The sequence below is a fragment of the Kitasatospora sp. NPDC057738 genome, assembly GCF_042798815.1.
GTDB lineage: Bacteria > Actinomycetota > Actinomycetes > Streptomycetales > Streptomycetaceae > Kitasatospora > Kitasatospora lactacystinica.
The window spans coordinates 1-11,822 of sequence record NZ_JBHVJT010000077.1 but is presented as its reverse complement, the minus strand read 5'-3'; the positions used below and the strand labels follow the sequence as shown (position 1 = coordinate 11,822).

Here is an 11,822-nt window from a genome sequence, read left to right as displayed (position 1 = left end):
ACCCCCCCCCCCGCCGTCGTGTCCGGGTCCTCGCGGCAGCGGCGGTCCTACACTGGCCCGCTGTGAACGAAACACTCGGGGACGCCGCGCTCGTCCTCGTCTTCATCCTGCTGGGCGGGTTGTTCAACGTCGCCGAGATCTCGCTGATCTCGCTGCGCGAGGGCCAGATCCGGACGCTGGAGGGGCTCGGCACCCGGCGCGCGGCGCGGGCCGCGCACCTGGCGGCCGACCCCAACCGCTTCCTGGCCGCCGTCCAGGTCGGCGTGACCTGCATGGGCTTCCTGTCGGCCGCCTTCGGCGCGGACACCCTGTCCGGCAAGGTCGCCCCGCTGTTCGTCCGGGCCGGGCTGTCCGCGGGCGTGGCCGACGCGGTGGCCCTGGTCGGCCTCACCCTGGTGATCAGCTACGCCTCGCTGGTGCTGGGCGAGCTGACCCCCAAGCGGATCGGCCTGCAGCGCGCCGCGTCCATCTCGGTCATCGCCGCCCCGGTGGTGGACGTGATGTCGGTGGTGCTGCGGCCGGTGATCTGGCTGCTCGGCCACTCCACCAACCTGATGGTCCGGCTGCTCGGCGGCGACCCGGCGGCGGGCCGCGGCTCGATGAGCTCCGAGGAACTGCGCGGCCTGGTCGCCGCCAACACCGAACTCGGAAGCGACGAACGGGCGTTGATCGCCGATGTGTTCTCCGCCGGAGAGCGTCAGCTGCGCGAGGTGATGGTCCCGCGCACCGAGGTGACCTTCCTGGACGCCGAGCGCCCGCTGGCCGCCGTGCGGCACCAGGCCGACACCTCCCCGCACTCGCGCTACCCGGTGGTCGAGGGCAGCGCCGACGCGGTGGTCGGCTTCGTCCACGTCCGCGACCTGTACGGCGCGCGCGGCGAGCAGGCCGTCAAGGTCCGCGACCTGGCCCGCCCGGTCAAGCTGCTGCCTGGCACCAAGCTGGTGCTGGAGGCGATGGGCGAGATGCGCCGGGAGGGCCACCATCTGGCCATCGTGGTGGACGAGTACGGCGGCACCGCCGGGATCGTCACCCTGGAGGACCTGGTCGAGGAGGTGATCGGCGAGATCCGGGACGAGTACGACCGCCCGGAGGCCGCCCCCACCCGCCGGCTGGCCGGCGGCGGCGTCGAGCTGGACGGCCTGCTCAACCTCGGCGACTTCGCCGAGGAGACCGGCGTCTCCCTGCCCGAGGGTCCGTACGAGACGGTGGCGGGCTGCCTGGTCGCCGCGCTCGGCCGGCTGCCCCGGGACGGCGACCAGGTGCGCGTTCCGGTCGAGGGCGGCGGCGGGGTGCTGCTGACGGTGGCCAAGGTCGAGGGCCGGCGGATCGCCCGGGTCGGGGTGAGTGCGGTCACACTGGCCGAACCTCCGGGGGCGGAGGTTTCCTGAGCGAGCGGTGGAACTGGAACAATGGCGCGCATGGTCAACGCAGCGGTCACCGGTCCGGCCAAGGACCGTCCCCGGGTGCTCTCCGGCATCCAGCCCACTTCCGGCTCGTTCCACCTCGGCAACTACCTGGGCGCGGTGCGCCAGTGGGTCGACCTGCAGAAGGAGAACGACGCCTTCTACATGGTCGTCGACCTGCACGCGATCACGGTGCCGCAGGACCCGGCGACGCTGCGCGAGAACACCCGGATCTCCGCCGCCCAGCTGCTCGGCGCGGGCCTGGACCCGGACCACTGCACGCTCTTCGTCCAGTCGCACGTGCCCGAGCACGCCCAGCTCGCCTGGGTGATGAACTGCCTCACCGGCTTCGGCGAGGCCTCGCGGATGACCCAGTTCAAGGACAAGTCCTCCCGGTACGGCTCCGAGAGCACCACGGTCGGCCTGTTCACCTACCCGATCCTCCAGATCGCGGACATCCTGCTCTACCAGGCGGACGCCGTCCCGGTCGGCGAGGACCAGCGCCAGCACGTCGAGATCACCCGCGACATCGCCGAGCGGTTCAACTCGCGCTACGCCCCCACGTTCACGATCCCGAAGCCGTACATCCTCAAGGAGACGGCGAAGATCATGGACCTCCAGGACCCGGGCATCAAGATGAGCAAGTCGGCCTCCTCGGCCAAGGGCCTGGTCGGCCTGCTGGACGAGTCGAAGGTCAGCGCCAAGAAGTTCAAGAGCGCCGTCACCGACACCGGCACCGTCGTCTCCTACGACGAGGAGGAGAAGCCGGGCGTCTCCAACCTGCTGCGCATCCACTCCGCGCTCAGCGGCCGGTCGGTGGACCAGCTGGTCGAGCACTTCGAGGGCAAGATGTACGGCGCCCTGAAGACCGAGCTGGCCGAGCTGTTCGCCGAGTGGGTCACCCCCTTCCAGGAGCGCACCCGGGTGTTCCTGGACGACCCGGCGGAGCTGGACCGGGTGCTGGCGATCGGCGCCGAGAAGGCGCGCGCGGTGGCGTCGGTGACGCTGGAGACGGTGTACGACCGGATCGGCTTCCTTCCGGCCGCCAAGCGGTGACTCCCCTCACGCACCTGCCCGGTGGTGGCGACCTCCCCGAGGTCGTCACCATCGGCGTGTCCGTGAGCGTCCCGGACCCGTACGGCGCGGCGGTCCAGGACGCCCGGGCCGGGCACGGCGATCCGCTGGCCCGGTCGATACCCACCCACGTCACCCTGCTGCCGCCGACCGAGGTGCCCGCCGAGGCGCTGCCGAAGATCGAGGAGCACCTGGCGGCGGTGGCGGCCGCGCACCGCCCGTTCCGGATGCTGCTGCACGGCAGCGGGACCTTCCGCCCGGTCTCCCCGGTGGTGTACGTCCGGGTCGAGGAGGGCGCCCAGGAGTGCCGGCTGCTGGAGGCGGACATCCGCTCCGGCCCGCTGGCCCGCGAGCTGGCCTTCCCGTACCACCCGCACGTGACGGTCGCCCACGGACTGTCGGACGACGTGCTGGACCAGGCGTACGAGCAGGCGCGCGACTTCCGGGCGGACTTCCCGGTGGAGGGCTTCGGCCTCTCCCGGTTCGGCGCGGACGAGGTCTGGCGGCCCTGGCGGAGCTACCCGTTCGGGTGAACCTGGGCGTCTCCTGGCCCCGCATTCCCGCCTAGCCCCGCCGCCCGGCCTCCCCGCCTAGCCCCGCCGCCCGGCCTCCCCGCCTAGCCCCGCCGCCCGGCCTCCCCGCCCGGCCCCGCCTCCCGGCCTCCCCGGCCGCCGAGTTCGAGCATCCGGTCGACCACCCGGCGGGCCGCGCGGCCGTCGTCCAGGGCGCAGTGCTCGGCCCGGAAGCGCCGGTAGCGCTCGGCGTAGTCGGGCGGCGGTCCGCCGTCGCCGTCGGCGAGTCCGCGCAGCGCGCCGAGCAGTTCGGCCGAGGTCGGCACCAGCGGGCCGGGGGCGTTCGCCTCGAAGTCGAAGGAGAAGCCGCGCAGGGTGTCGCGGTAGTGCTCCAGGTCGTAGGTGAAGAAGTACATCGGACGGCCGGTGATGGCGAAGTCGAACATGATCGACGAGTAGTCGGTCACCAGGACGTCCGCGACCAGCAGCAGTTCCTGCGGGTCGGGGTAGTCCCCGCAGTCGTACAGGAAGCCGTCGCCGGCGCCGGGCAGCGGTTCGCGCACGTGCGCGTGCGGGCGGACCAGCAGCACGTGGTCCGGCCCGAGCAGGCGCCGGGCGTGGTCGAGGTCCAGCCGCAGGTCGAGCCGGAAGCCCTCGCCGTCGCCGCGCTGCTGGTCCTCGCGCCAGGTCGGTGCGTACAGCACGATCCGCCGGCCCTCGGGAACGCCGAGCCGGCGGCGGACGGCGGCGACGGTCCGCGGGTCCGGTCGGGCGAGCACGTCGTTGCGCGGGTACCCGGACTCCAGCAGCTCGCCGGCGTAGCGGAAGGCGCGCCGCAGGATCGGGGTGGCGAACGGGCTGGGGGAGAGCAGCAGGCTCCACTGCGGCGTCTCCCGGTCGAGCGCCGCCAGGTAGCCGCGGTCGGCCAGCCAGGGGCTCTCGACGTCGTGGGCGATCCGCTTCAGCAGGGAGCCGTGCCAGGTCTGCACGACGACCTGGCCGGGACGGCGCTCCAGGAAGTCCGGGAAGTGGGTGTTGCCGACCAGGTACCGGCAGGTGGCCAGCGCGCGGTACCACTCCGGGCTCCAGCTGCGCACCGGGACGATCCCGGGCGGCACCTCGGCCTGGGCGTCGTCGACCACCCACAGGTGCTCCAACCGGGCGTTGCGGCGCACGAGTTCGGTGTGCACCGCGCGCGGGGAGTCGGCGTAGCCGCGGCCGCCGAACACGTCGTACAGCACCGCCTCGCGCAGCGGCGCGCGGCGGGCGGCCGGGTAGCGCTCGGTGCGCAGCCGGCGCTGCGTCCAGGCGCTGCGCTCGGTGGCGGTGAGCACCGGGGTGGAGTCCACCACCAGGGTGTCGTGCCACCGGCGCTGCAGCAGGACCCGCTTGCCGCCGGCGGTGGTGGCGGCGGGGACGGCGGACAGTGCGGCGGGGGCGGCGAGCAGCGGCCGGCCGTCCCCGGGGCGGGCGACCGGCTCCAGGGCGGCTTCCCAGACGCCCTTGCGCAGCGGCAGCGCGACGCCGTCCGAGCCGGTCCGGGCGGCGGGCACCCGGACCCGGAAGCGGCCGTCCGGGCCGGTGGCGACCGGGGTGCGGACCTCGCTCGCGGAGCCGGCGTGCCGCAGCACCAGCTGCAGCCGGTCCGCGGCCGGGTCCGGGCAGCGGCCGGACAGTTCGAAGCCGCCGTCCCGTACGGCGATCCGGTCGACCAGGCCGGCCGCGGGCTGGACGCAGAGCTGGAGCCGGCCGTCGGCGAGGTGCTTGAGGTAGAGCACCCGGTCCGGGACGCCGGGCAGCGGGTGCTGGCCGGCCACCGGGCCGCCGCGCTCGTCGAGGCAGAGCTGTTCGGTGCCGCCGTCGGGGCGCAGCAGTTCGGCGTCCCAGTGCTCCAGCCTGCCGCTGCCCCGCCCGTCGGCGGTGAACGGCCGGTACGGCACCCGGACGGTGAAGGTGTTGCCGGTGCGGGCGAGCGGCTGCTCGACCACCGCGTCGCTCTCCCGGTGGCGCAGCCGCAGCACGGTGCCGGAGGGGCAGGCGTCGGCGACCCCGCCCAGGTCCAGGCCGTCGGGGGCGGGGGCGGCGCGGGTGATCCGGACGGCCGGGCGCTCCAGCCGCAGCCGCAGCCGGCCGTCGGCGAAGAACGGCTGGAGCCGGACGCCGTCGTCCACCCAGTGGGCCGGCGGGTACTCGCCGGAGCCGCACCAGTGCGGGGCGAGGGCGCCGTACCGGCGGCGCACCCGGGCGGGGCGGGGGCGGGTGAAGAGCGTGGCCTCGATCCGCCAGTCGCCGAGCAGCCAGTGGTCCCCGCGGCGCAGCCGGCCGGGTGCTATCAGCGCGGTGAAGCCGGACCAGTCGTGGTTGTGCTCGGACTGGGCGCTGTCGTCGGTGACCTCGGGCATCCGGCGGGGGCGGGAGCGCAGGTGCAGCGGCGGCTGGGACCGGTTCTGGTGGCGCAGGGTCAGCCAGGTCCAGGCGGAGCCGGGGCGGGCGGTGTCCTGGCCCTTCGGGCGGGCGAAGCCGGTGAGCTCCAGGCCGCGGCCGTGCCAGCGGGCGCGCAGCAGCCCGAAGACGACGTCCTCGTCCTCGGCGGGGCGGCCGGCGGTCACCCGGGGGGCGGCGTGCGGCAGGACCAGCCGCGTGAGCACAGGCATGGCGGTGGGAGCCCTTCGGAAGGGAAGTCAACATCCCATCCAGAAATGGCGCCGGGGTCAATTGCACGCTTTTTCGAATGCCCCCGGGAATGCATTTCCGGGAACGCCGGTTCGAATGCGGATCCGGTGTTCCGGTCCTTTCCGCCGGGCCCTTTTCGGTCCCTTCCGCCCGGACGCACAGGTGCCCGGACACAAGCGGGCGCGGCGGCTACTCCTTGCGGAGCATCGCGTCGACCACCCGGGCGGCGGCCTTGCCGTCGTCCAGGTCGCAGTACGCCTCGCGGAACGCGGTGGCCCGGTCCGCGTACTCGGCCGTGATCCCGTCCACCCGGCCGAGCACGGAGACGAGTTCCTCGGAGGTGGCCGGCATCGGGCCGGGCGCCTCGGCCTCGAAGTTCAGGCTGAAGCCGCGCAGGTTGTCCCGGTAGTGCTCCAGGTCGTAGGTGAAGAACACGATCGGCTTGCCGGTCGCCGCGAAGTCGAACACGCTCGCCGAGTAGTCGGTCACCAGCACGTCGGCGATCAGCAGCAGCTCCGCCATGTCGGGGTAGCTGCCGACGTCCCAGATGTAGCCGTTGCCGGCGCCCGGGATCTGGCCGCACATCAGGTGGTGCCGGCGCACCAGCAGCACCTGGTCGTCGCCGAGCGCGGCCCTCGCCGCCGCCAGGTCGATCCGCAGGTCGATCTGGTAGCCGTCCTGCGGCCGGCGCCGGTCCTCGCGCCAGGTCGGCGCGTAGAGCACGACCTTCTTGCCCTCGGGCAGGCCGAGCCGCTCCCGGACCTGCTCGGCGGTCTTCTCCCGGTCGGAGGCGAACAGCAGGTCGTTCCGGGGCGAGCCGCTCTCCAGGATCTCGCCCTTGAAGTCGAAGGCGCGCCGCAGCACCGGGGCCGACCAGCGGTTGCCGGCCACCAGCAGGCTCCAGTTCGGGACCTCCCGGGCCAGGCTCTTGAGGTACTTGGAGTCGGTGAACCAGACCTTCTCGAAGTCGAAGCCGATCTGCTTCAGCGGGGTGCCGTGCCAGGTCTGGACGACCACCTGGTCGGGACGGCGGACGAAGAAGTCGGGCAGGTGGGTGCTGGCCACCACGTACTTGGCGGTGGCCAGCGCCTCGTACCACTCCGGGCTGCGGTACCGCAGCGCGGTCGCGCTCTGCGGCAGCTCGGCCTGCATGTCGTCGTTGCCCCACAGGTGCTCCAGCGGCAGGCCGCGGCGGACCAGTTCCTCGTGGACGGCCCGGGGCGAGCCGGAGTACGTGCCGTACTTGCCGGTGTGGTACACCACCGTGTCGCGCACCGGCAGCCGTCGGGCGGCCGGGTAGTCCACGCTCTGCAGCTGGCGCTGGCGGAAACCGGCCCGCTCCTCGGGCAGCAGCACCGAGTCCGATTCCAGCGACAGGCCGTCGTGGTCGCGACGCTCCAGCAGTATCCGCTTGCCGCGGGACTCCACCACGACCGGCAGGACGTCGAAGCAGTCCGGGGTGACCAGCGCGGCGGCGTCCGGCAGTTCGGGCACCTGCACGCCGACCGGGCGGAAGACGACGTGCCAGGTGCCCCGGGAGAGCGGCACCCGGCCGGCGAAGGAGGCGGTCGGCACGGCGGGCAGCGCGGTGCGGAACCGGCCGTCGGAGATCTCCACCGGGTAGGCGTGCTCCTCCTCGCGCCACTTGTGACGGACCACCAGTTCCCAGCGGTGCGCGCCGGGCAGCGGGAACGAGCCGCTCAGCAGGAAGCCGTCGGCGCCGCGCGAGGACACGTCGTCCACCAGCGGCTGGAGCACCTGGTCGGTGAACTGGAGGTGCCCGTTGGGGGAGGGCTTGGAGTAGAGCGCCCGGCGCTCGGCCACCGGGGCCTGCGGGTTCAGCGCCAGGTGCAGCCGCTCGGGCGCGTTGCGGTCGTCCCAGGCCAGCGGGACGGTGCTGCCGTCGGCCAGCAGCAGGGAGCCGTCCCAGTGGTCGCGGCTGCGCTCGGCGGCCACCGGGTCCAGCTCGGCCCAGGCCTCGCGGACGGCGGTCAGCTCGGCGACCGGGGCGAGCGCGGTGAACGGCTGGAGCGAGCCGACCGGAGCGCCCAGCTCCAGCGGGAACGTCACGTGGCGGTCCGACTCGGCGTGGGTGAGCCGCAGCCGCGCCCCGGCGAAGCTCGGGCCGGAGCGGGCCGCGCCCGAGACCTCCAGCCGGTCGCCGTGCGCGGCCAGGCCGGTCACCCGGGCCTTGACCGTCTCCACCCGGAGGTAGACGAAGTTGTCCCGGATCCACGGCACGATCCGCACGTCCGGCTCGACCCAGTGCGACGGGAGGAACTGCGCGCTGTCGCTCCACCCGGCCGAGATCCGGCCCTTGTAGACCCCGCCCTTGCCGGCGCCGGCCACCAGGACGCGCCAGTTGCCGTCCTTCCACTGGCCGCGGTGCCTGAGCCTCTTCGGGTCGATGGCCACGTTGAAGCCGGACCAGTCGCAGCTGTACAGGTCGTGCTGGCAGCTCGCGGTGGCCTCGGGGCTGTACGTCGTCCTCATCGGCACCGCGATGACCCGGCGGCCCTTGGCCTCGCGCAGCACCAGGGTGCGGACCATGTCGTGCTTGCCGGCCGCGCCCAGCTGCTCCGGGTAGGCGTGCCCGGTCAGCCGCAGCTTCCCGTCCTCCCAGACGCTCCGGTACAGCCGGCTGCGGATGACCAGCGAGTTGTCCAGCTTGAGCACCCCGGCCGGCACGCTCTTGCGCCCGCCGCGCAGGAACGGGTAGTCGGCGTACGGGCGCAGCAGGCCGCGGGCCTGGACACCGCCGCCGCTCTCGCGCTCGTACGTGATCTGGTCGACCAGCTCGTCCATCCGGCCCGACAGGGTCAGGTGGTACTTCAGCCGCACCGGCGCGCGCAGCCGGCCGACGTGGTCGGAGCCGATCGCCCGGAGCAGCCGGCCGACGTGCTGGAGGTAGGCGTCCCGGTAGTCCTTGTCCCCCTCCACCAGGGACGAGAAGAACATCGGGATCTCCTCGACGAGGGTGTTCTCGTCGTAGGAGCGCAGGTACTCGGCGAAGCGCGGCTCGGTCTGCTTCATCAGCCAGGCGCGCACCAGCTCGACCGAGGCGACCCGGTCGATCAGGCCCTTGGGGTTGGTGCGCATCTGCGTGATCGACATCTCGCCGACCTCGCGCTCGCGCCAGTGGTAGATCGGCTCGGAGAGCACGTCCACGCTCTTGGCCAGGTAGTGGTGCGGCACGCTGACCGGCGCGTCCTCGTACAGGATGCCCTCGGGGTAGAGCAGGCCGGCGCCGTCGAAGAACGAGCGGCGGTACACCTTGTTCCACGCGGTGCGGTCGGTGACCAGCGCCGGGATCTCGGTGATGTGGGTCTTGAGCCTGGTCTCCTTGAACGGCTTCAGGTGGCCGCCGGACTGGTAGTAGCCCACGGCGCGGAAGCGCAGCACGTTGCCGGTGCAGAAGTCCGAGCCGGTCTCGTCCAGCGTGTTGATCATCAGCTCGTACGCGCTCGGCGGCATCGAGTCGTCGCTGTCCACGAAGCACAGGAACTCGGAGTCCGGGTCGATGTGCCGGATGCCGGTGTTGCGGGCCGCGCCGAGTCCCTTGTTCACCTGCCGGACCAGCCGGAACCGGGAGTCCTCGGCCGCGTACGCCTCGGCGAGCGCCGCGCTGCCGTCCTTCGAACCGTCGTCGACCATGACGCACTCGAAGTCCGTGAAGGTCTGGGCGGCGATCGAGTCGAGGCATTCGACGAGGTAGCGCTCGACGTTGTAGATCGGGACGACGATGGAGAGGCGGGGAGCCATCGGCTACGCAGGCCTTTCTCTGGAGGAGCGTGGCAGCCCGTACGGGGCCTGGCCGCACTTGGATCGGTGCGTACGTGCGCCCCCGATCCTACCTCCGGGGACCTCGCCCACCCCGGGACCACTACGCTGGGTCCGTGTCCCGTTTCAGCGTGATCGTCCCCGTGTACCAGGTCCAGGACTACCTCTCCGAATGCCTCGATTCGGTACTCGGCCAGGACGGCCCGGACTTCGAACTGATCGCCGTGGACGACCGCTCCCCGGACGGCTGCGGCGCCCTGCTGGACGAGGCCGCGGCCGCCGACGCCAGGGTCCGGGTGCTGCACCTGCCGGAGAACGTCGGCCTCGGCCGGGCCCGCAACGCCGGCCTGGAGGTCGCCACCGGGGACTACGTGATCTTCCTCGACAGCGACGACACACTCACCCCCGGATTGCTGAAGGGCATCGACGAGCGGCTCACCGCCACGGGTGACCCGGACATCCTGGTTTACGACTACGCCCGCACCTACGCCGACGGCCGGATCACCCGGGCCGCCTCCGCCCACGTCTTCGGCGCCGCCTCCCCGGACGTCTTCGACCTCGACGCCCGCCCCGACCTGCTCGACCTGCTCCAGGTCGTCTGGAACAAGGCCTACCGCCGCGGCTTCATCGCCGAACAGCGGCTGGTCTTCCCGGCCGGCTACTACGAGGACACCCCCTGGACGTACCCGGCGCTGCTCGCCGCCGCCCGGATCACCCTGCTCGACCAGGTCGGCGTGCACTACCGCCAGCGCCAGGAGGGCGGCAACATCCTGGCCACCGCCAGCCGCAAGCACTTCGACGTGTTCGCCCAGTACGACCTGGTCTTCGCCTTCCTCGACCGCCGCCCCGACCTGGAGCGCTGGCGCCCGGTCGTCTACGGCCGGATGCTGCACCACCTCAACACCGTGGTCTCCAAGCCCGGCCGGGTCCCGCCCGGCGACCGCCGCGAGTACTTCCGCCGGGCCGCCGGGCACTGCGCCCGGCTGCGGCCGGCCGGCTACCGGCCGCCGGCCGGCGTGGACGGCGTGCGCACCGAACTGCTCAGCCACGGCCGCTACGGGGCCTACCAGGCCGTCCGCGCCCTCGCCAAGGCCCGTCGACTCGTCAAGCGGTAGCCGCGGGGCGTCCTGCCGGTCCTCGCCGGGTCCGCCGAAAGCCACGGGACACCCACCCGGGGCCTGACGCCCATTCGGGGGACAGGGCCGGTATAACCGGTGGGTGGACTTCCTGACCCGTCTGCCGGTCCTCGGCCCGCTCGTGGCCCGGGTGCTGCGCAGCCGCCCGTACCGGGTGTACGAGTACTTCTCCGCCGCCCGGGGCAACCGGCTGGCCGGCGCCGTCACCTTCTTCGGCTTCCTCGCCCTCTTCCCGCTGCTCACGGTGGGCCTGGCGATCGCCGCCGCGGCGCTCAGCGACGACCGGGTGCACGAGCTGCAGAAGCACATCTCCGACCAGCTGCCGGGGCTCTCGGACGCGCTCAACCTGCCGGCCCTGGTGTCCAACGCGGGCACCGTCGGGCTGGTCGGCGGGGCGCTGCTGCTGATCTCCGGCCTCGGCTGGGTGGACACCATGCGCACCTCGATCCGGGACCTGTGGCAACTGCCCCAGGAGGAGGGCAACCCGGTGCTGCGCAAGGCCTGGGACGTGGCGGTGCTGGGCGGCCTCGGCCTGGTCTCGCTGTTCTCACTGGCCGCCTCCGCCACCGGGACCACGCTGGCCGGCCGGATCGCCGACGCGATCGGCCTCAACAGCGGGTACCTGCTCACCGCCGTCGGCGTGCTGATCGCCATAGCGTGCGACATGCTGCTCTTCGCCTACCTGCTGGCGCCCTTCCCCGGCATCACCGACCAGCGCCGCCGGGACCTCGTGCAGGGCGCGCTGATCGGCTCCGTCGGCTTCGAGCTGCTGAAGATCCTGCTCGCCTCCTACCTGGGCTCGATCGCCGGACGGAGCCTCTACGGGGCGTTCGCCACGCCGGTCGCGCTGCTGCTCTGGATCAACTTCGTCTCCCGGCTGCTGATGTACTGCGTGGCCTGGACGGCGACGGCCGACCCGCAGGCCGCCCGGGAGCGGACCAGGGCGCACGGGCGGACGCTGCTGGAAGCGGCCGACAAGGCGGAGGCGGCGGCCCGGGCGGACGCCGCGGAGCAGGCCGCCCGGGCCCGGAAGAAGGAGAAGACGGAGGGAAAGGGAAAGGGGAAAGCCCGGCCCCAGGACTGAGGCCGGGCCCTGCCGCGGGCCGGAGTTCAGCTGCCGGATCAGCCGGTTCGGCCTCGTCGGCGGATCAGCCGGCGGAGCGGCGCCGCAGCACCAGCGCGCCGTACCCGAGCGCGACACCGGCGAGCACCACGGCCGACCAGCCGACGACGCCGAACCGGCC

General features: G+C 73.1%; 7 protein-coding genes. 5 read left to right on the top strand and 2 right to left on the bottom strand.

Going from position 1 to position 11,822, the window contains the following annotated elements; genetic code table 11:
• The first annotated feature begins 62 nt into the window (after positions 1 to 62).
• The 3 genes from ACFVGO_RS32020 to ACFVGO_RS32010 all read left to right on the top strand — a co-directional run bounded on the left by ACFVGO_RS32020 (position 63) and on the right by ACFVGO_RS32010 (position 3,010).
• Positions 63 to 1,388 carry a hemolysin family protein gene (locus tag ACFVGO_RS32020; RefSeq protein ID WP_359915475.1) on the top strand — a complete coding sequence of 442 codons (1,326 nt, stop codon included), beginning with the start codon at positions 63 to 65 and terminating at the stop codon, positions 1,386 to 1,388.
• Between the two features lie 75 nt (positions 1,389 to 1,463).
• The gene (gene trpS / locus ACFVGO_RS32015; protein WP_359915480.1) at positions 1,464 to 2,459 is read left to right on the top strand and encodes a tryptophan--tRNA ligase; all 996 of its coding nucleotides are present in this window, start codon (positions 1,464 to 1,466) and stop codon (positions 2,457 to 2,459) included.
• Positions 2,456 to 3,010 carry a 2'-5' RNA ligase family protein gene (locus ACFVGO_RS32010; protein ID WP_359915476.1) on the top strand — a complete coding sequence of 185 codons (555 nt, stop codon included), beginning with the start codon at positions 2,456 to 2,458 and terminating at the stop codon, positions 3,008 to 3,010. The genes trpS and ACFVGO_RS32010 overlap by 4 nt, the downstream gene beginning before the upstream one ends.
• 83 nt (positions 3,011 to 3,093) lie before the next feature.
• On the opposite strand, the gene ACFVGO_RS32005 is transcribed toward ACFVGO_RS32010, so the two are convergent.
• The gene (locus ACFVGO_RS32005) at positions 3,094 to 5,643 is read right to left on the bottom strand and encodes a CDP-glycerol glycerophosphotransferase family protein (protein WP_380635565.1); all 2,550 of its coding nucleotides are present in this window, start codon (positions 5,641 to 5,643) and stop codon (positions 3,094 to 3,096) included.
• 208 nt (positions 5,644 to 5,851) lie between these two features.
• Entirely contained in the window at positions 5,852 to 9,424 is a 3,573-nt protein-coding gene (locus ACFVGO_RS32000) for a bifunctional glycosyltransferase family 2 protein/CDP-glycerol:glycerophosphate glycerophosphotransferase (protein WP_359911579.1), read from the bottom strand.
• A 134-nt stretch (positions 9,425 to 9,558) separates the two neighbouring features.
• On the opposite strand from ACFVGO_RS32000, the gene ACFVGO_RS31995 reads away from it, so the two are divergent.
• Positions 9,559 to 10,557: a glycosyltransferase family 2 protein gene (locus ACFVGO_RS31995; RefSeq protein ID WP_359911576.1), complete on the top strand. Its 999-nt coding sequence runs from the start codon at positions 9,559 to 9,561 to the stop codon at positions 10,555 to 10,557.
• Between the two features lie 103 nt (positions 10,558 to 10,660).
• A complete protein-coding gene (locus tag ACFVGO_RS31990; protein ID WP_359911574.1) occupies positions 10,661 to 11,662 on the top strand; it encodes a YhjD/YihY/BrkB family envelope integrity protein in 1,002 nt (333 codons plus the stop codon).
• Positions 11,663 to 11,822: the final 160 nt, after the last annotated feature.

Excerpts from the sequence above, each read along its gene's own strand:
- ACFVGO_RS32000 (WP_359911579.1), bottom strand. The coding sequence starts at position 9,424 with ATGGCTCCCCGCCTCTCCATCGTCGTCCCGATCTACAACGTCGAGCGC.
- ACFVGO_RS32005 (WP_380635565.1), bottom strand. The coding sequence starts at position 5,643 with ATGCCTGTGCTCACGCGGCTGGTCCTGCCGCACGCCGCCCCCCGGGTG.